Below are 25,459 nucleotides of genomic sequence, written 5' to 3'. Positions count from 1 at the left end.
CACACCGTCAGGAACCCTCTGCCCGGGCGATCTCCGGGGAGCCGTTGGGGAGACCGTCCTGAACCGGTACGGCGGCCGAACCGCCCGTGAGGGCCACTCGCTCCTCGTCGGCGCCGTCGAAGGCCCTGCGCACAAAGTGCAGATCGGCGTGGAGTTCGGCCGAAGTGACCCGGCGGGCCGCGCCGGTCCGGCCGTGCCGTGCCAGCGGCAGTGCTCCCGGGTCGGCCCAGCGCAGCCTGCCTTCGCCGTCGAGGTGACTGCGGGTGCGCCCACGGTTGTCGGGGTGCACGCAGTAGGGGACGTCCAGATAGCCGCGCTCGAACGCCCGGACCAGCGCACCACCGAGGTCCCGCCCCAGGCCGAGCACCGCGTGGACCAGTGCCGCCGCCTCCTGGTAGGTCTCACTGTCCTCCGCGTCGGACCGGCCGTCGCGGACGGTACGGGCCGCCGTGGCGGCGGCGAACTCCAGTGCCGCCACGTTCTCCTCGATCGGCGGGATCTGCCGCGACTCCGCGACCGTCTTGACGATCAGCCTCTCCGCCCCGGAACGCACCGCCAGTTCGGCCGCCGCCCCCAGCAGTCGGTAGGCGCCCTGGACGGTGACCGGGTACAGCCCCATGTAGGCGTAGACCACCACGTGCCAGCTCCCGGCCGGGAGCAGCTCGCCGCACAGGCGCCGCAGCGCGGCCACCGCCTCCCGGTCCTGCCCGGCGTGGGTCTGCTGGGCATAGCTGAGCGAGACGCTGCGTACCCCGTGCTGCTGGAAGAACAGCGCTTCGAGTACGGAGACCGCCACCAGCAGGCCGGGCGGGCACAGTTGGCCCATCAGGCAGCCGCCGAACGTCTCCAGATGCGGCTCGGCGCCCTCCTCCCGCAGTTCCGCGAACCGCCGCACGCACTGGGTCCAGTTGCGCACCGACTCCGCCAGCGGGGTGCGCCCGTAGGGCAGGCAGTACGAGACCGGACCGCCCTCGGTGGCGTTGAGGCGCAGCGCGACCAGTGCCTCGAAGATGTCCTGCGGCACCGCCGAGCCGTGCCGGACCTGGACCGGGAAGTCTGGGCCGTACAGCCCAGCCAGCATCGCCTCGGTGACCGCGCGATCGTGGGCGACGATCGGGTAGCCGTTCAGCGGGCGGCCCCTGGCCAGGGCGTCGGCGAGTGCCGCGTCGTCCCGCAGCCGGGTGTAGCTGTCCAGGGTCACGGTGCCCACGGTCGCCGCGGCGGCCGACTTGGTGGCGGACAGTCCGGCCCGCATCTTCCGCGGGTCGTCGAAGCCCATCCGGGGCTGAACGACCAGCGTCCCGGCCGCGGCCCGCCGCCTGACGAACTCCCCGAAATCGACGCCGCGGAGCGCGGGGACGCGGTGCCGGCTGTTCACGGCCGGCCCGGTGCCCCGGCCACCGTCCGCGGCACCGCCTGTCCGGCGGACGGCCCTACGGACGTCCCTGTGGACTGGCCGACGGGCTCCCCGGAGCGGAGGTAGCGGCACAGGTCGGTGGCGTGCGCGTCGGCGAACACGGCGTCGAAACCGGCCTCCAGCAGGACCGCGGACTGCCGGTCGCGTTCGGTGGCGTCCTCGACCACGCCGAGCTTGCCGCCGATGACGATGGGCGTGGCGGCCAGTTCCGGCCGGGCCCGCAGTCGGGGCGCCAGACGCAGGCCGTCGGCGTAGCCATGGCCGTTGATGCTGCTGATGACCACCATGGTGGGCTGGCGCAGGACGCACTCCTCGACCAGCAGCGCGTCGGGAACGCACGGGCCCAGGTTGATCACGTGGTAGCCCATCTCCTCCAGCAGCAGCTGGAGCAGCACCAGGTTCCAGGTGTGCGCGTCGGAGGCGACGCTGCTGACGATCACCGTGCCGCGCGGGGCGGGCAGCCTCGCCGGTTCGTTCACCACGTCGACTCCGTCGAGTCCGTCGGCAGCGGGGAGCGCCGGTACTCCAGCCGCGACACCGAGACGATCTCGCGGCCACGCACCACCACCTCGGTGGGAGCGGGTCTGCCCAGAAACGCCAGCAGGCTCGCGCTGACGCCGTAGGCACCGGCGTTGGGCACGGTGACCACGTCGCCCGGCCGCAGCGGCGGTACGTCCACATCCCGGCCCAGCACATCGCCCGGGGTGCACAGCGGCCCCACCAGGCTGGCGGTCGTGACGGGCGGGGCGCCGTCGCCGTCGAGCGCCACGGCGGCAGGCAGCAGGCGTCCCAGGCCGGACATGCCGCCGAAGGTGTTGATACCGCCGTCCAGGACGACGAAGGTGCGGTCCCGGCCCTTCTTGACGTTGGTGACGCCCAGCAGCAGGGTGCCCGCACACGCCACCAGGTACCGCCCCGACTCGAAGGCGATGGCCGGTGTGCCGCCGCGCCAGTGCGGCAGATGGGTGTCCAGGACCGACTGGAGTTCGGACCGCAGCTTCGGGTAACTGCTCCGGGTGCCCGGCACCCCGTAGGGCGCGGCGAACCCGCCGCCCAGGTCCAGTACGGCCAGGGGCAGGTCCGACTCCCGCTCGATCGTGGCGGCCTGGACGAGCGTGTGCTCGAACTCGCCGATCAGGCCGGCCTCGTCCTCGGCGTTGCTCAGCGGGAAGAAGTGCAGCCCGGCCAGCCGTACGCCCTCGGTGCGGCGCAGTTGGGGCACCGCCTCGGGCAACTGCTCGACGTCGAAGCCGAATTGCGAGGGCCGGCCGGTCATCCGGATGCCGGTGGTGGCGCCTGACAGAGCGCCGTTGACCCGCAGCAGGCAGTCGGCGACCAGACCGTGCCGCGCGGCGGCGGCGCCCACCCGCTGTACATCGGTGACCGAGTCGGTGGAGAACATCCGCACTCCGGCGGCCAGGGCGTGTTCCAGCTCGGCGGTGGTCTTGCCCGGTCCGGTGTAGAGGCAGTCGGCCGGGTCGAAGCCCGCCTCCAGGGCCGCGGCCAGCTCCCCGCCGGAGGAGATCTCCGCCCGGCAGGCTTCCCCGCCGCCGACCGAGGAACCGCCTCCGCCTTCGCGCAGCGCACGGGCGATGTCCGGGTGCGGGTTGGCCTTGAGCGCGTAGTACACGCCGCTGCCCTCCGGCAGGGCTTCGAACAGCTCCGCCCTGGCGGCCTCCACCTCGTCGAGGTCGTAGACGTACAGCGGGGTTCCGAAGCGTTCGGCGAGCTCCGCGTAGCGGTTCACGGACCGGTCTCCTCAAGCAGTGCCGTCAGTTCACGGCGGGCGTTCTTGCCGTGGGCCGTCAGCGGAAGCTCGGCGACCACCCGGCACACCGCCGGCACCTTCGCGGGCTCCAGACGGGCAGCCAACTCCCGCAGGACCACGTGCGGTTCGACCCCGGGCTCGCCCTCCACCACGATCGCCAGATCGGTGCCGCCGGAGGGCGGAAGGGCGGCTGCCGCCCGCACGCCCGGTACGTCCAGGGCCGCGGCCTCGATCTCCACCGTGCTCATCCGGATGCCCTTGCGCTTGAACATGTCGTCGCGCCGGCCCTCGAAGTACAGATAGCCGTCACCGTCCAGCCGCCCGTAGTCGCCGGTGTGCAGCCGCGGCCGGCCGGTGACCGGGTCGCCGCGGAACGCGCGGGCCGTCTGCTCCGGCACCCGCCAGTAGCCGGGCATCACATGCGGGCCCGTGGCCACGATCTCGCCGGTCTCCCCGGTCGGCAGAGGCTGCCCCTCGGCGTCCAGGATCAGCACCCGCGTGCCGGGCAGCGGCAGCCCGACCGAGCCCGGCCGTTCCTCGTCCTCCTCGGGAGGCATGATCGATACGCGCTTGCACTCGGTCTGGCCGAACTGGCGGACCACCCGGACACCAGGGAACAGTTCGCGCAGAGCCCGGATCGTCGTGGTCGGCAGGGCTGCCCCGGTGTTGGTGAACATCCGCACCGGCGGCAGCCCACCCGGACCGCGCCGGGCGAGCGAGACGATCATCTGCGCCAGCGAGGGGACGATCGGCACCACCGTGGCGCGCGTCTCCCGCATCCGCCGCAGCAGGGACAGGTCGGACTCCTCGTCGGCCAGCACCAGTTCGCTGCGGCCGATGCACGTCAGCAGCACCTTGTAGAGCCCGTAGTCCCACGAGATCGGGAACCGGCAGAACACCACGTCGTCCGGCCGGTACGCGAGGACCTCGTCGATGGCCCGCGAGGCGAAGGTCATCTGGGCGTGCGGGCAGACCACGGCCTTGGGCGCGGCGGTGCTGCCCGAGGTGTAGACGAGGACGGCGATGTCCTGCGGCCTGACCTCGGCGGCCGGTGCCGACGGGACGCCGTTTGCCAGCGCCTCCACCTCCGGCCACAACTCGGCCTGGTCGTGCACCGGGACCGTCGTGAGTTCTCGCAGCCGTCCGGTGTTCGGCCCGGCTCCGATCATCATGGCGGGCTCGGCGTTGGCCAGCACGGACTCCAGGTGGAAGGCCTTCATCCCCGGGTTGAGCGGGACGAGGACGGCACCGCGGGAGACGGCGCCGTAGAACATCGCGACCAGTTCCCGGCGGCTGGGCGCCTGGACCACGAGCCGGTCGCCGTGGCCCACACTCCGGGCGTCGAGCCAGGCTCCGAACGCCTGGCTCAGCTCGCTCAGCCGCCGGTAGGTCCACATCCCGTCGGCGTCGCGTACCGCGGGGGCGTCCGCCGCCGTCAACACGGCCTGTTCCAGCAGCTCGTGGACCAGCCCGCCGTCGGCCGCCGCCTTCCGCGTGGCGACGTCCGAAACCGCGAGTTCCTTCATGTGCTCCCTCCCGTTCGCGCCGACATCCCCGTTTTGCGGGGGAGTTCTGTCGAGAGCCTTTCCGAAGCCGCACAGTAAGGAGGCGGTGGCCCGCCGAAAGACCCCTAGCCACCCCTACGCCGCCGAATTTCCCTCTGGGGGCGTTAAGGGTTGCCCGGACCTGCGCGTTCCCGATGTGATGTACGCGTTGGATTTTGAGGATTTCGCGATTCTACGGAGTCACCATGTGGGATGAGCGGTTCGAGGAAATCGTGCGCAGGTATCTGCCGTTTCTCGGTCCCGAGGAGCTCCTGGACGAGGACGCGACACTGCGCGATCTCGGCCTGGACTCATTGGGTACGGTGGAATTGCTCAGCGCGCTGGAGAACGCCTACGGTCTCAGGCTGGCCGACGACGCGCTGACCCTGGAGACGTTCGCGACGCCGGCGACGCTCTGGGCGGTGCTGCGCGATCTGAGCGCGCCCGCGGTCTGATCCACGCATCAGGCGAGGAGCCCGTTCAGGAATTCGGACAATACCGTCCGGAACCGCTCGGGCTCCTCGATGTGCGGTACGTGACTGGACTCCTCGAAGATCTCCCAGCGAACGTCGGGAATGAGGTCCGCGAACGGCTGCATCGTGACCGGTGTCGCCTCGTCGTGCCGGCCCGAGGTCAGAAGTGTGGGAACGGCGATGTCCGGACAGCATTCCACGACCGACCAGTCCCGCAGAGTCCCGATGACGTGGAACTCCGTCGGCCCGTTCATCGTGAAGTAGACGGTCGGATCGTTGTAGATCTCGTAGAACGACGCCATGAATTCCCGCGGCCAGGGCTTCAATCGGCACACATGCCGGTCGTAGAAGCAGCGCATCGCCTTGAGGTAGGCGTGGCTTTCGGTGGTGTCCGCGGCCTCGTGGTGCAGCAGGGTGTCATTGACCCCGGGCGGCAACCGGTCGCGCAGCACCTTCATTTCCCGCAGCCACAGCGGATAGGACGCAGGGGAACTCGCGATGACCAGCCCGCGCAGCCCAGGCGGGCGGCCCGCCGCGTGCCGGGCGGCCAGCATTCCGCCCCAGGAGTGGCCGAGCAGCGCGTAGTCGTCCGCGACGCCCAGACCCGACAGCAGGTTGTCCAGCTCGTCGAGGAACAGTGACACCGTCCAGAAGTCCGCGCCGCGGTCCGGCAGATGGGAGGAGCCGCCGTTGCCCAGCTGGTCGTAGTGGACGACCGGCCAGCCCTCCTCGGCGAGAGCGGTCAGCCCCAGCAGGTAGTCGTGTGTGCTCCCCGGCCCCCCGTGCGCGACGACGAGCGGCGGTCGGCCGGAGCCCAGGTCGCCGGTCACCCGGTACCAGGTCTGCCACTCCCCGAACCGCACCCTGCCTCGGGTGCCGGTGGTCGCGGCCATGGGGGATCACCTCAGTTCCTCGGAAGCGGACCGACCCGCGGGGTGCGGGTGGGCGACGCACACCGACCCGCGGGAGGCGGGTGGGTGACGCACGCAGGCTACGTACGCCACCCACCCGCTTCCACCCCTAATCGGCCGGTCTGCCCCCTAGGGAACCGTGGACGCGGCGGTCGGTCAGCCGGAGCGGCCGGCCACCGAACCCACCGTGCTGTCCCCGGCCAGGTACCGCTGCAGATCCGTCCGCCCGGAGAGCTGCAACTTGCGGTAGACCCGGGTGAGATGCTGCTCGACCGTGCTGATGGTGATGAAAAGCTTCCGGGAGACCTCCCGGTTGGTGTCCCCGGCCGCGGCCAGTTCCGCCACCCGCAGTTCCGCCTCGCTGAGCTGCGCCGAGGCGATCACCGACCAGGTGGGCAGCTCGGTCGGATCGGGACGGGCGGCGGTGCTGGAGTGGGGCAGCAGCGTGCGCGCCAGGCGCTCCGCCCCGCAACGGATCGCGCTGTGCCACGCCTGCTCGCCGGTCGCGCGGGCCCGCTGGGAGTCCCCGAGGTCCTGGTAGGCCAGGCTCAGGTCGGTCAGCACCAGAAACCGCTGGTGCCAGTTGCTCCCCTCGGACAGCAGTTCGGCCGCCTCGGTCAGCGCGGTCAGCCTGCGATGGCCGTCCACGGCGCCCGCGTACACCCGCAGGGCCGCGCCGCGGCTCTGCGGGAGGCTGCCGTGCGGCTGTCGCAGATGCTGCTCGACCAGACGCCTGGCCTCCGGCCGGTCGCCCTGCGCGAGCGCGGCCTCGGCCGCACCCAGCCGCCACGGGACGAACGAGGCCACGTCCATGTTCCAGCGCGTCACCAGCTCCCCGCAGGACAGGAAGTCCTGCTGGGCGGCCCAGTGCTGACCGGCGGCCAGCCGGTAGCGGCCCCGGGCGTGCAGATGAGCCACACCGTAGAGCGTGTGGGACATCTCCTGGGGCACGATCCACGACAGGTACTCGTCGGCCTGGGCGAGGTTGCCACGTGCCGTGTGGGCGGACACCAGCACGGCCAGCGGCAGTCCCAGGGCCACTCCCCAGGCCCGTGGCGCCATGTGCTTCAGGGCCGTCTCCGCGTGCCATTCGGCCGCGGAGAGATCCCCTCTGCGGCGCATGATCTCCGCCCGGATCGCGTGGTGGACGCCGCGCGAACTGCTCGGCCCCGGCTCCGCCGTGTCCGCCATGACCCGGCGGTCCCACTCCTCCGCCAGTTCCAGCTCGTCGGCGTAGACCAGCACCTGGAGCACGGTCGCGACCGCCTCGCTGCGGGTGACCCGCTCACTGAGCACGGACTCGGTGAGTGTGCCGACATCGCTGCGGCCCTGCGCGCCGAAGGCCGCGTGCAACGCTCCCTGCAGGCGCAGCGAGCCCGGGTCGACCGCTTCGGATAGACGGTCGAACAGCGAGTCGTCGGCCTCGGCCATCCGCGCACGCAGCTCCGGATAGCTGATCGTCGCCCAGCTCAGGAAGCAGTGGAGCTCCGCCCGGTCGACCGGGTCGGTGGCCCGGCCGGCCGCGTCGGCCAGCATGGTCGCCGCCTCCTCGGCACGGCCGTGCCACAGGAAGATCCCCGTCAGGGAGACGAGGTCCCGGTCCGGGATCATGCCCTTGCGCTGCAACTCGTAGCACTGGGGCAGGTACTTGATGACCCGGGCCGGGTTCAGCCGCCACTGGGCCCTGATCAGTTCGGTGATGACCAGGCCCTTGTCCTCCTCGTCGAGCGGTCCGCGCATGGCCAGCTCCAGGCACACGGCGGCGAAGGCCCAGTCGTTCTGGCCGATCGCCTCCTGTGCCGACTCCCGCAGTACCGAGGTGGTCCACGCCCCGGTGGTGGTCCCGGCAGCCACGAGGTGGCGGGCCACCCGCGACGGGCTGAATCCCTCGGCCTCCAACAACACGGCCACCCGGTAATGGGTGGCCTGCAGCTGGCCGAACTCGGGGTCTCCCAGGACCATTTCGGCGGCTCCCGGGTGGCGGAACCGCATCTCGTGCAGGATCCCGGCATCCCGCAGCGTCCTGATCCGGTAGGCGACGAGGTCGGTGCTGGAGCCGAGGAGCAGCGCCAGCATCTCCACCGATGCCACCGGGCCGAGTAACGCTATGCCCCGCGCCACCTCCACGGCCTCCGGGCCGCTGCGGTGCAGGGAGGTCAGGACTGCCAGTGCCGAGATCTGCCCGGCCCGCACCCTGCCCTCGTCCGGCCGTTTGCGCTCCTCGGCCGTTGCGGGCTCGGTGCCGCGCGACTCCTCGATGAGCGCGCGCAGCACCAGGGGATTGCCGCCGCTGAAGCGGTGGTAGTCCTCGGCGGTGCGCTCCGCGGTCCCGGGGTCCAGGCTCCGGGCCACGACTTCGAGCACTCCGGCCGAGGACAGCGGCGAGAGCGAGAACCGGGTGCAGTGCGGCTCACGCAGCAACTCGGCGTGAAAGAGCGGGATGTCCAGACGCGAGCAGTCCGGAAGCACCAGCACGACCATGATCCGGGCGGTCCGGGCGAGCCGGACCAGATGGAGGACACCGGCCAGCGATTCGGGATCGCCGTGATGCAGGTCGTCCACCACGACCAGCAGCGGCGTCCTGCGGGAGAAGCGGACGATGTCCTCCGCGATCTGGCGGTCACTGCGTTCCGCCGGCGATCCGTTCACGTCGGGCGGACCCGGATCCGCCGCCTCTCCGTAGGTCGATTCCAGCCCCTGGGCGAGCTGCTCGAAGATTCCCGCCTGATCGGGACCTTCGGCCGTGAGTGCCTGGGCGTTGAGTACCACTACTCCCAATTCTTTTTCCGCTGTCTGAACCAGGGAATGCGCCAGTTCGGTTTTTCCTACGGCTACCGGTCCGGTGATTACTGCGATGCTGCCTCTGTTGTCCTGCGCAGCCTGGAGAAGATCCTGTAGATGTGAAAGCGCTCGTGCACGCTCGATCAGAAACATGCGTCCCCCTGCCCCCGTTCAGTGTTGATCCCGGGAGTGCCTCGATTCTGGTCGGTCTGCTGAGTCAATTCCTCACGACGTGAAGACGTCGCTGTGGTGCGAGTGAACTCTGTGACTGATTACAAAAGGACACAGACGGCTACGGCGTCGGCAACGACTCAAGCGGAGTCAGGCACAACCACATCGCACGGTTGCCTCACCAGTCGGCCGCACGCCCCGTCCGTGCGTCCTCAGTACCCAGACCCTACGCCCCTAATTCCCTCTACTCCAAGCCCTAGTTGGGTGGGTAAGAAACCGGTGGGGCGACACCGCCCGGAGTTGCGCGCGCGCCGGAGCGCGCCCCCAGGGGGCAGGGGCGTCCGGGGATCTCCGCACGTTACTCGTGGGTTAATTCCCGGGCCCGACCGGCGATCTAGCGGCGGACCGGCCGGAACACGTTCGGGCGCCGCGCGATCTTCATGAGCAATTGCCATTCCCGAAGGAGCGGAACAGGTCATTCCCTGCCCGTGCGGAGCATGTCATTCCTGAATGGGTGGATCACGCAATTCCTGATGCCCGGAAGGGGCTGTACATGTCAATTCGGTGCGGTGCGGACGAGATTCAGGTGCGCCGGACGCTCGTCCGGGACGAGGAGGCGGCCGAGATGAGCAGGGAGCAGGTGTGCCAAAGGGGGGCGCCGGGGTGGTCCGGTTCCGGCCGGGCGGCTACCTCGGATCCGCCAACAGCGGCTTCCACCAGCCCGGATTGTCCACGTACCAACGGATTGTGGCCTCCAGCCCCTCGTCGAAACCCGTAGTGGGACGGAAGCCCAGGGACCGCAGTTTGTCGCCGTTCAGCGAGTAACGCCGGTCGTGGCCCTTGCGGTCGGCAACCCACTCGATCATCTCCGGGCCCAGGTCCAGGGCCCGCAACAGCCGCTCGGTGAGCGAGAGATTGGTCAGTTCCATGTCCCCCGAGATGTGATGGACCTCGCCAGGCTCGCCGCGCTCCGCCACCAGTTGGATACCCCGGCAGTGGTCGTCCACATGAATCCAGTCCCGGGTGTTCAATCCGTCTCCGTACAACGGCACTTTGCGCCGCTCCAGAAGACTGGTGACAAAGAGCGGAATTACCTTCTCGGGAAACTGGTACGGTCCGTAATTGTTGCCGCAACGGGTGACCCGTACATCAAGACCGTGAGTGCGCGCACAGGCCAGCGCCAGCAGATCGCCGCCCGCCTTGGCCGCCGCGTAGGGGGAGTTGGGCGAGACGGGGGCATCCTCCCGCCACGAGCCCTCCGTGATACTGCCGTAGACCTCGTCCGTGGACACCTGGACGAACTGCGCGACGCCCGCGTCCAGGCAGGCCAGTGCCAGCCGGTGCGTGCCCATCACATTGGTCCGCGCGAACGTGCCCGACGCGGTGATGGAACGGTCCACATGCGTCTCCGCGGCGAAGTTGATCACCACGTCGTGGCCCGGCACCACCTCGGCGAGCAGCTCGGTGTCGCAGATGTCGCCGTGCACGAAGCGGAACCCGCCCTCGGCCGGCGCCAGATTGTCCATGTTCCCCGAGTAGGTGAGCTTGTCGAGCACCGTGACCGCGGCCCCCGTCCACGCCGGATAGCCCCCGGCCACCAGCGTCCTCACATAGTGCGAGCCGATGAACCCGGCCCCTCCGGTGACCAGCACCCGGCTCACCATGCCCATGCCTCCGGAGCGGGCCCGCCGTTGCCGACCGGCGGGAACAACTCCTCAAGACCACCCAGCAGTTCCTCGTCCAGGGTGAGCGACAGTGCCCGGCACGCCCCGTCCAACTGCCCGGCGGTGCGCGGTCCGACCACCACCGAGGTCACCCCGGGACGGCCGAGCAGCCAGGCGAGCGCCACCTCGGACGGATCCAGACCCTGCCGCTCGCACAGCTTCTCGTAACGGGTGATCTCCTCCCGCCACGTCTCCAGCGCCACCATGGCACGGCCCTGCGCCGTCTTGACCGCGCTGCCCTCCTCCAGTTTGCGCAGCGCGCCGCTCAGCAGCCCACCGTGCAGCGGCGACCAGACCAGCACCCCGATCCCGTACGCCTGCGCGGCAGGAATCACCTCCAACTCCACATGGCGAGTCACCAGGTTGTAGACACACTGCTCGGACACCACGCCCAGAAAGTGCCGCCGGCGGGCCGCCTCCTGCGCCGCGGCCAGATGCCAGCCGGCGAAGTTGGACGAGCCGACGTAACGGATCTTGCCCTGCTGCACCAGCACCTCCATGGCCTGCCAGACCTCCTCCCAGGAGGCCGCCCGGTCCACATGGTGCATCTGGTACAGGTCGATCCAGTCGGTACGCAGCCGCCGCAACGAGTCCTCGCAGGCGGCAATGATGTGACGGGCCGAAAGACCCTGGTCGTTGACCCGGTCGGTCATCGGGTTGAACACCTTGGTGCCGAGCACCACCCGCTCGCGCCGCTCGCCGCCCAGGGCGAACCACTCGCCGATCAGCTCCTCGGTGAACCCCTTGTGCAGCTGCCAGCCGTACTGGTCGGCCGTGTCGAAGACGTTGATGCCCCGGTCCAGGGCGTCGTCCATCAGGGCGAACGCCTCGTCCTTGGTGGTACGCACTCCCAGGTTGAGCGTGCCCAGGCTGAGCCGGGAGACCCGCAGCGCGGTCCGGCCCAACTGGGTGTACGGCATGGCGGTCATCTCACCGCACCTCCTCGGTCGCCCCGATCAGGCTGTACAGACAGGCGATCAGGCTGCGGGCCTCGATGTTGACGTAATGGCTGTGCCGCAGGAACTCGGCGAGCTGATGCAGGGCGACCCAGCGGAAGGAGTCGTCCTCGACGCGGTGGTCTGCATCCAGCTCCACGATCAGATAGCGGTTGCGCGCGTGATGGAAACGGCCGCCCTCCTCCGACTGGACACTGTCGAACCGGATCCGGTCCCTGCCCGCGCCGAGCACCGTCTCCAGGAACCGCAACTGCGCCGGGCGCGGCCCCGGCAGATAGTTCGACGGCGTGCACTGCACCGTGGGCGCCAGCTCGATCCCGTCCACAAGACCACCCTGGACCCGCGCGTTGACGAGCACGTGCAGCACCCCGTCCAACTGGGTGACCAGGAAGGCGATCACCCCGGGCCCGCACGGCTCGATCATCGGCTGCGACCAGTGCCGCACCTCCCGGCTCCCGACCCGCACATCGACCCCGACGACCCGGAAGAACCGGCCGTCCTCGTGCGCGATGTCGAACTCCGAACGCTGCCAGTCGGCCACCTTGCGCAGCGGCACCCGACGGGTCCGCACCTCGGTCTCGGCGCGCATCTCGGTCAGCCAGCTGCGGATCCGCGCCGTGGAATGCAGACTGCCCTGCTCGTCACTGCACGACCGCGTGACCGCCGAACGCAGATCGTCGGCCAGCGGGAAGGCCGACGCGAGGCTGGCGCCGACGAAGGGCAGACAGGCGAGCACCGTCCTGGAGTCCATGTTGATGACGTCGTCGGTGGCCAGCAGACGGTGGATCTGGCCCAGCGTCAGCCAGCAGAAGTTCTCCCCGACCTCGACGTCCTCCTCCAGCTCCACCACCACGTTGCGGTTCCGCTTGCGGTAGAACCAGGAACCCTGCTCGGACTGGAGCACGTCGGCCAGTACCCGGTGCCGCTCGGCCTGCTGGAAATGCTCCACGTACGGGACCGCGTTGCCCCGGTGCACCCGCGTGTAGTTGCTCCGGGTGGCCTGCACGGACGGCGACAGCTGCACACCGTTGTGGTTGCCCGGCTCGTTCTTCGCCTGCATCAGGAAGTGCAGGACACCGCCGAACTCCCGGGTGAGGAAACCGAGAATCCCGATCTCCGGCTGGTGGATCATCGGCTGGCTCCACGTGTGCGGCAGTCCGTCGGACACCATCTGCGTCTCCACGCCCTCCACCGTGAAGAACCGCCCCGTGTCGTGCACCAGGTTCCCGGTGTCCGGCTCGGTCCGCCAGCCGGACAGCTCGGCCAGCGGGACTTTGCTCACCTGCGCCGTGTCCCGGTGCCGCCGCTCGGCGAACCACTGGTGGAACTCTTCCGTGCTGGTGACCACTCCCTCGTCCGACAGCGTCGACTCGGCGATCCGCGCGGCGATTCTGCCCGCGGTCTGCTGGTCGGGCGGTTTCAGCGACGGCGGTGCGGAAAATGGATCGGCCATGGGAGACCCCTTTGTGGCACTCTGGGAAATTGTGGCTGACCGCGGCCAGCGTAGTAATTGCCGATCGGCGTTGAAAGAGGAATGGTGCAGGTCAGTTGTCCCAGCCGCTATTCGGGGTCCGGAATAGGGGGCGAGGGTGGCTCGCTAGGGGAGTGACCCCTTGCGAACTCGGCACGGTAGGGGTGGGTTCGTTCGACCTAGGGGTTATCCGTCCGGCGTTCCCCTATTTACGCTCGACCCGTGTCCGAACTATCGCGATTCCCGGAGCCGCTGCATGTCGGCCGCCCCAATATAGGCGACCGCAAGCGCCTCCAGGAGAGAATCGATGCCGCCCTGGACCGGCGCTGGCTCAGCAACGGCCCGCTGGTCCTGGAGCTTGAGGAGACGGTGGCGGCCCTGGCCGGCACCGCTCACTGCGTTGCCACGTGCAACGGCACCATCGCCCTCCAACTGGCCGCGCGGGCCTGCGGCATCGAGCCGGGGACGGAGGTCATCGTCCCCGCCTTCACCTGGGTCGCCACCCCGCACGCGCTCAGCTGGATCGGCGTCACCCCGGTCTTCTGCGACGTCGACGAGGAGACCGCCAACCTGTCCCCGGCACTGGTCAAGGAACTGATCGGACCGGCGACCGGCGGCATCCTCGGCGTGCACGTCTTCGGCCGGCCCTGCGCCGTCGACGAACTCACCGACATCGCAGCGGGGGCCGGCCTGCCCCTGATGTTCGATGCCGCGCACGGCCTCGGCAGCACCTACCACGGCAGGCCGCTCGGCGGATTCGGCTCCGTCGAGGTCTTCAGCTTCCACGCCACCAAGTTCATCAACAGCTTCGAGGGCGGCGCGCTGGTCACCGACGACCCCGCGATCGCCGCCCGCGCACGGGCCATGCGCAACTTCGGCATCGGAGAGGACGGCCTCGTCCAGTCCCACGGCACCAACGCCAAGATGGGCGAGGCCAGCGCGGCCATGGGGCTCACCTCGCTGGAGAACATCGACGCCCTCATCGCGTACAACACCCTCAACCACCGCAGGTACGAGCAGGGCCTCGACGGACTGCCGGGCGTCAGCGTCCGCCGGCAGGCACCGGGGGAGCGCGCCAATCACCAGTACGTCGTCATCGAGATCGACGAGACGGCCGCGGGCATCCACCGGGACCGCGTCCACGAGATTCTGGAGCGCCACAACGTCCGCTCCCGCCGCTACTTCCACCCCGGCTGCCACCGTCACGAGCCCTACCGCAGCCACCCCGGGATCCACGCGCCGCTGCCGCTGCCGCACACCGAGGGGCTCTCCGAGCGGGTCCTGTCACTCCCGACCGGATCGGTCATCGGCGCCGAAGAAATCTCAGGGGTCTGCGACATCATCCGATGGGCCGTCGAATCGACGAGAACCACGACGTGAAATGGCCGCCATGCGAACGCGATTGTCCGGCAGGTGAATCGGCATGAATATCGGTGGCAGTGGCGGTGGCAGCAACGGCGGCAGTGGCAGCGATAGCGGCGTTGGTGTTGGCGGCGGTTTAGGTCGCGGTCGCGGTTTCGGTGGCGAGCCCGGCACGGAATGCGGGAACTCCTGTACGTCGGCGAAGGGCTGCGCCGGATTCCCGTACGTATCGAGCAGGCGGGTGTAGGGATGTCGAACGAAGAGAAACTTCTCGATTACCTGAAGCGGACCACCGCGGATCTCCGCGAGGCCCGCCGGCGTCTGCGCGAAACAGAGGAAAGGGAACACGAGCCGATCGCCATCGTCGGCATGAGCTGCCGTCTCCCCGGCGGGATCACCACCCCGGACGACCTGTGGCGGCTGGTCGCCGCGGGCGAGGACGGCATCGGACCCTTCCCCGGCGACCGCGGCTGGGACATCGAGGGACTCTACGACCCCGATCCCGACAGCACCGGACACAGCTACGTCCGTGAGGCCGGATTCCTCGACGGCGTCACCGACTTCGATGCCGAGTTCTTCGGCATCTCACCGCGCGAGGCCCAGGCCATGGACCCCCAGCAACGCCTCCTCCTGGAAACCTGCTGGGAAGCGCTGGAACACACCGGCCTCGACCCGGCGACACTGCGCGGCAGCAACACAGGAGTGTTCGGCGGCGTCATGTACTGCGACTACGGCTCGGCCGCGGCCGAAATCCCCGAAGACCTTGAGGCGTACCTCGCCGCCGGCAGCGTCGCGAGCATCGTCTCCGGGCGGGTCTCCTACCTCTTCGGCCTGGAAGGACCGGCGGTCTCGGTGGACACCGCCTGCTCCTCCTCGCTGGTGAGCCTGCACCTGGCCGCCCAGGCGCTGCGCCGGGGCGAGTGCACCCTCGCCTTGGCCGGCGGGGTCACGGTGATGTCCACGCCGAGGATGTTCGTCGAGTACAGCCGCCAGCGTGCCCTGTCCCCGGACGGCCGCTGCAAGGCGTTCTCCGCCTCGGCCGACGGCACGAGCTGGGCGGAGGGGGTGGGGGTCCTCGTCCTGGAGCGGCTGTCCGAGGCGCGGCGCAACGGCCACCGGGTGTTGGCCGTCATCCGGGGTTCGGCGGTCAACCAGGACGGCGCCAGCAGTGGTTTCACCGCCCCGAACGGGCCCTCGCAGCAGCGGGTGATCCGCCAGGCACTCGCCGACGCGGGCCTGTCCCCGGCGGACATCGACGTGGTGGAGGCGCACGGTACGGGGACGTCCCTGGGGGATCCGATCGAGGCCCAGGCGCTCATCGCCACGTATGGGCAAGAGCGGCCCACGGAGCAGCCTTTGTGGCTGGGGTCGTTGAAGTCGAACATCGGGCATACGCAGGCGGCGGCCGGGGTGGCCGGTGTGATCAAGATGGTCATGGCGATGCGCAGTGGTGTGCTGCCCCGGACATTGCACGTGGATGAGCCGTCGCCGCATGTGGACTGGTCGGCGGGGGCGGTTCAGCTGCTCACCGAGCCACGGCCGTGGGCGAGTGAGGGCCGCCTGCGACGGGCGGGGGTCTCGTCGTTCGGTATCAGTGGGACCAATGCGCACTTGATTCTGGAGGAGGCTCCGGATCTCCCGGAGGGCTCTTCGGCCGAGCCTGCCGTGCGTCTGCCTGTTGTGCCGTGGGTGTTGTCGGCTCGTACGGGGGAGGCGTTGCGGGCGCAGGCTGCGCGGTTGGCTGCTCATGTTGCCGAGCGGGGTCTGGATCTCGTCGACGTCGGCTATTCGCTGGCTACTACTCGTGCCGCGCTGGCGCACCGGGTGGTGGTGGTTGGTGCGGATACGGCTGAGTTGGTGGGTGGGCTGGAGGCGGTGGCCCGGGGGGAGCGGCTGGGTGGCGTGCCGGTCGGTGGCCGACTGGCGTTCATCTGTTCCGGTCAGGGCAGTCAACGGCTGCGGATGGGGCGGGAGTTGTACGACTCCTTCCCGGTGTTCGCCCGCGCCTTGGACGCGGTGATCGGCGAACTGGGTCTGCCGCTCCGGGAGGTCATGTGGCCTGCGAAAGGGGCTGATGACCAGGGCCGGTTGGATGGTACGGAGTTTGCGCAGCCGGCGTTGTTCGCGCTGGAGGTGGCTCTGGGCCGACTGCTGGAGTCGTGGGGTGTGCGGCCCGATTACGTCGCCGGGCATTCGGTGGGGGAGTTGGCGGCTGCGCATCTGGCCGGGGTGTTTTCGTTGGCGGATGCATGCGCGTTGGTGGCGGCGCGCGGCCAGTTGATGGGTGCGCTGCCTGCCGGGGGTGCGATGGTCGCGGTGCGGGCCACCGAGGACGAAGTCGCCGCCGTCCTGGCGGACCAGGAGCTCGGTCTGGAGCGGGTGGCGATCGCGGCGGTGAACGGCCCTGATGCGGTGGTCGTCTCCGGCGAGGAGGAGGCGGTCGGACTGGTCGCGGCGCGCTTCGAGCGGTCGCGGCGGTTGCGGGTGTCGCATGCCTTCCACTCGCCGCTGATGGACCCGATGCTCGCTGCCTTCGCCGAGGTGGCCCGGTCGGTCACGTTCCACCCGCCGGTGATCCCGCTGGTCTCCAACCTGACCGGTGCTCTCGCGGACCCGAAGGACCTGTGCACACCTGACTACTGGGTACGCCATGTACGTGAGGCGGTCCGGTTCGGGGACGGCGTGCAGGCGTTGCGCGACGCGGGAGTCGGCACGTTCCTGGAGATCGGCCCGGACGCCACCCTGACCGCCCTCGCGACCCTGTCCGCGGACGCCGATCAGGACGGGGACGCGATTCCCGCCCTGCGCCGCGACCGGCCCGAGGCCGCCCATCTCCTGCGGGCCCTGGGCGACTTGCACACCCGAGGCGTGCCCGTCACCTGGCCCGCCCTTTTCCAAGACCATTTCACCCAAGCCGTCGACCTGCCCACCTACCCCTTCCAGCGCCGGCGCTACTGGCTCGACGGGTCGACGCCGTCCGGTGACCCCGTCGGCGTGGGCCAGGGCCCCGCAGAACACCCGCTGCTGGGCGCCATGGTGACGCTCCCCGGATCGGACGGGCTGCTGCTGACCGGCAGGCTGTCTCTCGCCACCCATCCCTGGCTGGCCGACCACGAGGTGCTCGGCACCGTGCTGCTCCCCGGCACGGCATTCGTCGAACTGGCCATCCACGCCGGAGACCAGGTCGGTACCCCGGCCATCGAGGAACTGACCATCCAGGCCCCCCTCGTCCTGACCGAGCACGGCGGGGTCGCACTCCAGATCGTGGTGGACGGCCCCGACGCCTCGGGCCGCAGGAGGATAGCGATCCACTCGCGGTCCGAGCGCACGCCCGCCGAGGAGGAGTGGACGCCGCACGCCATTGGCGTCCTCGCCCCGACCGTCCCCGCCGCCGACACCGCCATTACCGACCTACGGGCCTGGCCCCCCGAGGGTGCCGTCCCGACCGACGTGTCGGACTTCTACCCGCGCCTCGCCGCACGGGGCTTCGGCTACGGCCCGCTCTTCCAAGGCGTGCGAGCGGCCTGGCGGCGTGGCGCCGAACTCTTCGCCGAGGTCGCCCTGCCCGACTACGCCGTGGACGACGCCGCCTCCTACGGCCTCCACCCCGCCCTGCTCGACGCCGCTCTGCACGTAAGCATCCTGAGCGAGGAACAGCAGGACGGCCCGGCGATCCCGTTCGCCTGGAACGGGGTCACCGTGCATGCCTCGGGCGCCGCCGAGCTGCGCGTCCGCGTCTCTCCGGGCGGGAGCTCCGTGTCGGTCGCCGACGGCCAGGGGCGGCCGGTGGCGGAGATCGCCGGGATCGTTGCCCGGCAAGTAACCTCCGCCCAACTGGGAGGCGGCACCGGGGAGCGGGCGGCGCTGCACCGCGTCCACTGGGCACCTGCCCCCGGTCCCGCGACGCCCGTCGACTCATGGGCCGTCATCGGTGACGACCGCCTGGCCGGTCGGCCCGAGGCCGCCGTTCACCCGGATCTCGTCTCGCTGGTCGCGGCGATCGAGGCAGGCGCCACCGTACCGAGCGATGTGCTGCTCGACGCCCGTCGCCTTTCCCCGGACGCGGGTGACGCAGAGGTCCCGTCCGGCGTCCTCATGGTTGCCGACCAGTTGCTTCCGGTGCTTCAGGCGTGGCTAGCCGACGACCGTCTGACCGCCTCCCGGCTGGTGGTGGTCACCGGTTGCGGCGTGGGCGTAGACCCGGACGAGGACATCGCCGACCTGGCTCAGGCACCCGTATGGGGGCTGGTACGAGCGGGCGCGCAGGAGAACCCCGGCCGCTTCGCCCTGCTGGACATCGACGCGCGGGACGACGGAGGCCGCCCCGAGCCCCGCCTGCTGTCGGAGGCCCTGGGCAGCGGCCAGGAAGAGATGGCGTTGCGCGGCGGGGCCCTGCTGGTGCCCAGGCTCACCAGGATCGAGCTCGCCGAGCTGACCGAGGCCGCCGAACGCGCCGAGCCGACTGAACCCGCCGATCTCGACGAACCCGGCGAAGCGGGTCGACCGGCGTCCCCGTGGAACGCCACCGGCACCGCGCTGATCACGGGCGGCACCGGCGGCCTCGGCAGCCTGTTGGCCAGGCACCTGGTGACCCGTCACGGCGTACGGCACCTGCTGCTCACCAGCCGTCGGGGCCCCGACGCCCCCGGCGCGGCGGAACTGGCCGAGGAACTGACCGGGTACGGAGCCGATGTCACCGTCGTCGCCTGCGATGTCGCCGATCCGGACGCGCTGGCCGGTCTGCTTGCCCGGATCCCCGGTGAACACCCGCTGACCGGAGTGGTGCACGCCGCCGGAGTCGCCGAAGGAGGCTTGATCTCCGGCCTCACCCCCGAGTCGATGCGACGGGTGCTGGCCCCCAAGGTGGATGCTGCCTGGCATCTGCACAGGCTCACACGCCACTTGGACCTGTCCGCCTTCGTACTGTTCTCCTCCTCCGGCGGTCTGGTCCTCGCGGCAGGTCAGGGCGACTACGCCGCCGCCAACACCTTCCTCGACGCCCTCGCTCAGCACCGCCGCGCCAACGGCCTGGCCGCCACCTCCCTCGCCTACGCCGCCTGGGACCTGCAGGTCGGAATGACCGCCCAGCTGACCGAGACCGATCTCAACCGCCTCAGCTCCCTGGGACTCCCAGCTCTCAGCGCCGACCAGGGCATTGATCTGTTCGACAAGGCCCTCACCACCGGCCATGCGCTGCTCGCCCCGCTGGTCCTCGACACGGCCGTACTGCGCTCCCGTGCGCGTGCCGGTGCCCGGAGCGGCGACGGCACCGGCGCAGGCACGGGCATAGGTATGGGCACCGAACTTCCGCCCTTGTTGCGCCCCATCGCCCGGACCAGGCCGAGTGCGCGGACCGCCACCGCGACTGGCTCCGGCAGCGGACTGGCCGAGCAACTGGCCGGCCTCTCCGAGTCCGAGGCGCTGCGGACGGTCCTGGAGCTGGTCCGCACCCATACGGCAGCGGTGGTCGGGCACGCGTCCCCCGAGGCGATCGAGCCCGACCGGGCCTTCCAGGAGATGGGCTTCGACTCGTTGACCGCCCTGGAACTCCGCAACCGACTCAACGGCGCCACCGGTGCCAACCTCCCGGCCACCGTGGTCTTCGACCGGCCGAGCGTACGGGCGCTCGCCGTTCACCTGGTGTCCGAAGTGCTGCCCGACGTGCTGTCCGACGTGCCGGGCGCCGAGGGCCGGACCAGGCCGACCGTCCCCGCGCTGCCCGCGGCAACCGACGAACCCGTCGCCATCGTGGGCATGGCCTGCCGATATCCGGGCCGGGTCACGGGAGTTGAGGACCTGTGGCGGCTGGTGGCGGACGGCGTGGACGCCATCACCGAGTTCCCGGCCGACCGGGGCTGGGACCTGGGGCGGCTCTACGACCCGGAGTCCTCACGTCCCGGGACGAGTTACGTGCGTGAGGGCGGGTTCCTGGACAGTGCGGCCGGCTTCGATCCGGAGTTCTTCGGCATCTCCCCACGGGAAGCACGCGAACTCGACCCGCAGCAGCGACTGCTGCTGGAAGTCTCCTGGGAAGCACTGGAACGCGCCCGGATCGTGCCCGCCACACTGAAGGGCACCCCCACCGGAGTGTTCGCCGGGGTGATGTACCACGACTACCCCACCGCAACCAGCGCGGGCAGCATCATCTCCGGCCGCATCGCCTACACCCTCGGCCTGGAGGGTCCGGCCATCTCGGTGGACACCGCGTGTTCGTCCTCGCTGGTGAGCCTGCACCTCGCCGCTCAATCGCTGCGCAACGGCGAATGCGGCCTCGCCCTGGCCGGCGGAGTGACGGTGATGTCCACGCCCCTGAATTTCGTGGAATTCAGCCGCCAGCGGGGCCTGTCCCCGGACGGCCGCTGCAAGGCGTTCTCGGCTTCGGCAGACGGTACGGGCTGGTCGGAGGGGGTGGGTGTGCTGGTCCTGGAGCGGTTGTCCGAGGCGCGGCGCAACGGTCACCGGGTTCTCGCCGTCATTCGTGGTTCGGCGGTCAACCAGGACGGCGCGTCCAACGGCCTGACCGCTCCGAATGGTCCTTCTCAGCAGCGGGTGATTCGGCAGGCGTTGGCGAGTGCGGGCCTTTCTGTGGCGGATGTGGATGCTGTGGAGGCGCATGGCACGGGTACGGCTTTGGGTGATCCGATCGAGGCGCAGGCGTTGTTGGCCACGTATGGGCAGGAGCGGTCGGGGGAGCGGCCGTTGTGGCTGGGTTCGTTGAAGTCGAACATCGGTCACACGCAGGCGGCTTCCGGTGTCGCGAGTGTGATCAAGATGGTCATGGCGATGCGCAATGGTGTGCTGCCCCGGACGTTGCACGTTGACGAACCGTCACCGCACGTGGACTGGTCGGCGGGGGCGGTTCAACTGCTCACCCAGCCACGGCTGTGGGAGCGTGAGGGCCGCGTGCGCCGGGCGGGGGTCTCGTCGTTCGGTATCAGCGGCACCAACGCCCACCTGATCTTGGAGGAGGCTCCGGATCTCCCGGAGGACTCTTCGGCCGAGCCTGCTGTGCGTCTGCCTGTTGTGCCGTGGGTGTTGTCGGCTCGTACGGGGGAGGCGTTGCGGGCACAGGCCGCGCGGTTGGCTGCTCATGTCGCCGGGCAGGACCTGGATCCGGTGGACGTCGGGTACTCGCTGGCCACCACGCGTGCCGCACTGGATCACCGGGTTGTGGTGGTTGGTGCGGATATGGCTGAGTTGGTGGGTGGGCTGGAGGCGGTGGCCCGGGGGGAGCGGCTGGGTGGGGTGCCGGTCGGTGGCCGGCTGGCGTTCATCTGTTCCGGTCAGGGCAGTCAACGCCTCGGTATGGGGCGGGAGTTGTACGACACCTTCCCGGTGTTCGCCCGCGCCTTGGACGAGGTGATCGGCGAACTGGGTCTGCCGCTGCGGGAGGTCATGTGGCCTGCGGAAGGGGCTGATGGCCAGGGCCGTTTGGATGGTACGGAGTTTGCGCAGCCGGCGTTGTTCGCGTTGGAGGTGGCTCTGGGGCGGTTGTTGGAGTCGTGGGGTGTGCGGCCGGACTTCGTGGCCGGGCACTCGGTCGGTGAGTTGGCGGCTGCGTATCTGGCCGGTGTGTTCTCGTTGGCGGATGCGTGTGCGTTGGTGGTGGCGCGTGGTCGGTTGATGGGTGCGCTGCCCGCGGGCGGTGTGATGGTCGCCGTTCGGGCCACCGAGGACGAGGTCGCCGCCGTCCTGGCGGACTTGGAGCTCGGTCTGGAGCGGGTGGCGATCGCGGCGGTCAACGGTCCCGATGCTGTTGTGATCTCCGGCGAGGAGAGCGCCGTGATGCGGGCAGCGGCCCGTTTCGAGCGGTCGCGGCGGTTGCAGGTTTCGCACGCCTTCCATTCCCCGTTGATGGAGCCGATGCTGGCTGCCTTCCGCGAGGTTGCTGCAAAGGTCACCTTCCACCCGCCGGTGATCCCGCTGGTGTCCAACCTCACCGGCACCCTCGCCGACCCGAAGGACCTGTGCACATCCGACTACTGGGTACGCCATGTACGTGAGGCGGTCCGGTTCGGGGACGGCGTGCAGGCGTTGCGCGACGCGGGAGTCGGCACGTTCCTGGAGATCGGCCCGGACGCCACCCTGACCGCCCTCGCGACCCTGTCCGCGGACGCCGACCAGGACGGGGACACGGTCCCCGCCCTGCGCCGGGACCGACCCGAGGCCGCCCATCTCCTCCGGGCCCTGGGTGACTTGCACACCCGAGGCGTGCCCGTCACCTGGCCCGCCCTCTTCGAAGACCAGCTCACCCACTCCGTCGACCTGCCCACGTACCCCTTCCAGCACAAGCACTACTGGACGAGTTCTGCCCAGGTGGGGGGTGAGGTGGGTGCTGCGGGTCTGGTGAGCGCCGAACACCCGCTGTTGGGTGCGGTGGTGGAGCTGCCCGGGTCGGGGGGTGTGGTGCTGTCGGGCCGTCTGTCGGTCCAGGGGCAGCCGTGGCTGGCCGATCACGCGGTCATGAGCACCGTCCTGTTCCCCGGCACCGGCTTCGTCGAACTGGCCATCCGGGCAGGCGACGAGGTGGGCTGCGCGGTGGTGGAGGAGCTCACACTGCACGCGCCGCTGGTCCTGCCCGAGCGGGGCGGGGTGGCGGTGCAGGTGATGGCTGGCGCTCCCGACGCGGAGGGGCGTCGGGAGGTACGCGTACACGCGCGGCCCGAGGACGCGGCCTTCGACGAGGAATGGACCCTGCACGCCGAAGGCTTCCTCGCCCCGGACACCGCTCCGGATACCTCCCCGGCCAACGGGCCGACAGGCATGGAGACTTGGCCGCCCGTCCACGCCACGCCACTGCCACTCGACGACTTCTACGACAGGCTCGTCGGATACGGACTTGAGTACGGGCCGATGTTCCAGGCGATGCGGGCGGCCTGGCAGCTGGACGACACGGTGTTCTGCGAGGTCGAACTACCCGAGACGGCCGCCGCTGACGCCGCCGCATTCGGCATCCACCCCGCGCTGCTCGACGCCGCCCTGCACGCCAAGTTCTTCGTCGACGACGGCAGCGGCGATACCGGCGGCGGTGGGCCCGCAATTCCCTTCGCTTGGAGTGGGGTTCGCCTTTACGCCACGGGCGCCTCGCAGCTACGGGTGAGGATCTCGGCGGCCGGCTCCGCACTGCGGATGACGCTGGCCGACGGCGTCGGTGCGCACGTTGCGACAGTGGACTCTCTCGCCTACCGCGAGATCTCCGCCGGGCAGCTGAGTGCGACGCCGGCCGACGGCCACCGCTCGCTCTTCGAGATGGAGTGGATTCCCGTCACACCCGCCCCCGTTCCCGGCGAGGTGAATGAGAGGCGTGTCGCCACCGTGCGGTCCGCGTCGGAGGTGACGGCCGTGGACGCGGCGGACGTCATCGTCCTCGACCTCCGGGAGACCGGAGGACCGGTTGGCCCGAGGGCACAACATGCACTGGACGCACTGCAGGCTTGGCTGGCCGAGGAACGGTTCTCGACCTCCACCTTGGTGGTCGTCACACGGGAGGCCGTGGCCCGTTCCCTTGACGAGGCCATCGACCCGGCCGGGGCGGCCGTTTGGGGCCTGACTCGATCCGCGCAGATGGAGAACCCCGGCCGGATCGTGCTCGCCGACCTGGACAGCCACCCGGACTCCGAGGCGCTGCTGGCCACCCTGGACCAGACGGCAGGCATGGAATCGGAGTTGCTGATCCGCGAGGGCGTCTGCCACGGTTCCCGCCTGGCGCGCGTCCAGGCCCGGGCCGCCGAGGGTTCCATGGCGTGGGATCCGGACGGCACGGTGTTGGTGACGGGTGGTACGGGTGGTCTGGGGGCGTTGGTGGCCCGGCATCTGGTGGTCGGTCACGGGGTGCGGCGTCTGCTGCTGGTGAGTCGTCGGGGTATGGCGGCTGCGGGTGCGGGCGAGTTGGTGGCGGAGCTGTCGGAACTGGGTGCGGCGGCGGTGCGGGTCGAGGCGTGCGATGTGGCCGACCGTGGCGCGCTGGCGGGGCTGTTGGCCGGTATCGATCCGGTTCATCGGCTGACCGGTGTGGTGCACGCGGCCGGGGTCCTGGATGACGCTCTGCTGGCCGATCTGACCCCGGACCGGCTGGAGACCGTGCTGCGGCCGAAGGCGGACGCGGCGTGGCATCTGCACGAACTGACCCGGGAGATGGGCCTGTCGACGTTCGTACTGTTCTCGTCGATCGCGGGTGTCTTCGGTGGCGCGGGCCAGGCCAACTACGCGGCGGCGAACGCGTTCCTGGATGCTCTGGCGCAGCACCGGCAGGGCTTGGGGCTGTCCGGGCAGTCGTTGGCCTGGGGGCCGTGGGAGCAGGCGGAGGGGATGGCGGGCCGGCTGACCGGCCAGGACCGTGCCCGGTTGGCCCGCTCCGGCATCCAGCCCCTCACCGACGAGGAGGGCTTGGCCCTGTTCGACGCGGCCTTGTCGGTGCCGGAGTCGGTGCCGGCTGTGATCCCGGTGCGGTTGGACCTGGCTGGTCTGCACGCGGGGGACGGGGAGGTTCCGACCGTCTTTGCGGGGCTGGTCGGGCGGCAGGGCCGTCGCGCGAGCGTGCAGGCCGGGCAGGGCTCCTCGCTGGCGCGCCGGCTGCAGGGTCTGGACGATGATGATCAGCAACTGTCCGTGGTCGCCGATCTGGTGGGTGTTCAGGTGGCCGTGGTGCTGGGCTTCGGCCCGGAAACGGTGATCGAACCAGGCCGGGCGTTCAGCGAGATGGGCTTCGACTCCCTGACCGCGGTCGAGTTCCGCAATGCCCTGGCCACCGCTACCGGCCTGCGCCTGCCTTCCACCTTGGTCTTCGACTACCCCACCGTCACCACGCTCGCCCGCCATCTTCTCGCGCACCTCCTCAACTCCCCAGCAGGCAGCGGCAACACCGCGGCTCCGGTGGGGGTG

At 70.2% G+C, this 25,459-nt stretch carries 12 protein-coding genes; 3 read left to right on the top strand and 9 right to left on the bottom strand.

The window, feature by feature from the left end; translation table 11 throughout:
- Positions 1 to 7: 7 nt before the first annotated feature.
- From AOK17_RS21015 to AOK17_RS21000, 4 genes are read right to left on the bottom strand one after another with little or no spacing between them, the layout of a single operon-like run.
- Positions 8 to 1,378: a methylaspartate mutase gene (locus AOK17_RS21015; protein ID WP_079053179.1), complete on the bottom strand. Its 1,371-nt coding sequence runs from the start codon at positions 1,376 to 1,378 to the stop codon at positions 8 to 10.
- Positions 1,375 to 1,899, bottom strand: a complete 525-nt coding sequence (locus AOK17_RS21010) for a cobalamin B12-binding domain-containing protein (RefSeq protein ID WP_055614061.1) — start codon at positions 1,897 to 1,899, stop codon at positions 1,375 to 1,377. The genes AOK17_RS21015 and AOK17_RS21010 overlap by 4 nt, the downstream gene beginning before the upstream one ends.
- On the bottom strand, positions 1,893 to 3,164 hold the full coding sequence (locus tag AOK17_RS21005; protein WP_055614060.1) for a type III PLP-dependent enzyme domain-containing protein: 1,272 nt from the start codon (positions 3,162 to 3,164) through the stop codon (positions 1,893 to 1,895). The genes AOK17_RS21010 and AOK17_RS21005 overlap by 7 nt, the downstream gene beginning before the upstream one ends.
- Complete coding sequence (locus AOK17_RS21000) at positions 3,161 to 4,711, bottom strand: AMP-binding protein (protein ID WP_055614059.1); 1,551 nt, start codon at positions 4,709 to 4,711, stop codon at positions 3,161 to 3,163. Before AOK17_RS21000 ends, AOK17_RS21005 begins: the two co-directional genes overlap by 4 nt.
- Positions 4,712 to 4,935: 224 nt before the next feature.
- Here AOK17_RS21000 and AOK17_RS20995 point away from each other — a divergent pair, with 224 nt between their 5' ends.
- Positions 4,936 to 5,184, top strand: a complete 249-nt coding sequence (locus AOK17_RS20995) for an acyl carrier protein (protein ID WP_055614058.1) — start codon at positions 4,936 to 4,938, stop codon at positions 5,182 to 5,184.
- 8 nt (positions 5,185 to 5,192) lie between these two features.
- Here the strand turns inward: AOK17_RS20995 and AOK17_RS20990 are convergent, their stop codons facing one another.
- The 5 genes from AOK17_RS20990 to AOK17_RS20970 all read right to left on the bottom strand — a co-directional run bounded on the left by AOK17_RS20990 (position 5,193) and on the right by AOK17_RS20970 (position 13,198).
- A complete protein-coding gene (locus tag AOK17_RS20990) occupies positions 5,193 to 6,095 on the bottom strand; it encodes a proline iminopeptidase-family hydrolase (protein ID WP_055614057.1) in 903 nt (300 codons plus the stop codon).
- 174 nt (positions 6,096 to 6,269) lie between these two features.
- On the bottom strand, positions 6,270 to 9,047 hold the full coding sequence (locus tag AOK17_RS20985) for a helix-turn-helix transcriptional regulator (protein WP_079053178.1): 2,778 nt from the start codon (positions 9,045 to 9,047) through the stop codon (positions 6,270 to 6,272).
- Positions 9,048 to 9,751: 704 nt separating this feature from the next.
- Positions 9,752 to 10,729 (bottom strand): dTDP-glucose 4,6-dehydratase, encoded by a 978-nt coding sequence (gene rfbB, locus AOK17_RS20980; protein ID WP_055614055.1) that lies wholly within the window; start codon positions 10,727 to 10,729, stop codon positions 9,752 to 9,754.
- A complete protein-coding gene (locus AOK17_RS20975; protein ID WP_055614068.1) occupies positions 10,723 to 11,709 on the bottom strand; it encodes an aldo/keto reductase in 987 nt (328 codons plus the stop codon). Before AOK17_RS20975 ends, rfbB begins: the two co-directional genes overlap by 7 nt.
- Before the next feature lie 10 nt (positions 11,710 to 11,719).
- Positions 11,720 to 13,198 carry an NDP-hexose 2,3-dehydratase family protein gene (locus AOK17_RS20970; RefSeq protein ID WP_055614054.1) on the bottom strand — a complete coding sequence of 493 codons (1,479 nt, stop codon included), beginning with the start codon at positions 13,196 to 13,198 and terminating at the stop codon, positions 11,720 to 11,722.
- 240 nt (positions 13,199 to 13,438) lie between these two features.
- Between AOK17_RS20970 and AOK17_RS20965 the strand changes: the two genes are divergently transcribed.
- Both AOK17_RS20965 and AOK17_RS20960 read left to right on the top strand, forming a co-directional pair.
- Entirely contained in the window at positions 13,439 to 14,596 is a 1,158-nt protein-coding gene (locus AOK17_RS20965) for a DegT/DnrJ/EryC1/StrS family aminotransferase (protein WP_107102460.1), read from the top strand.
- 159 nt (positions 14,597 to 14,755) lie between these two features.
- Positions 14,756 to 25,459, top strand: a 10,704-nt coding sequence (locus AOK17_RS20960) for a type I polyketide synthase (RefSeq protein WP_055614052.1), incomplete at its 3' end; no start/stop codon positions are given.

The organism is Streptomyces phaeochromogenes, from assembly GCF_001418655.1.
In the GTDB taxonomy this organism is placed as follows: Bacteria; Actinomycetota; Actinomycetes; order Streptomycetales; family Streptomycetaceae; genus Streptomyces; species Streptomyces phaeochromogenes.
Note: the sequence above shows the minus strand (reverse complement) of the source record. Positions and strands in the feature narration are given on the sequence as shown.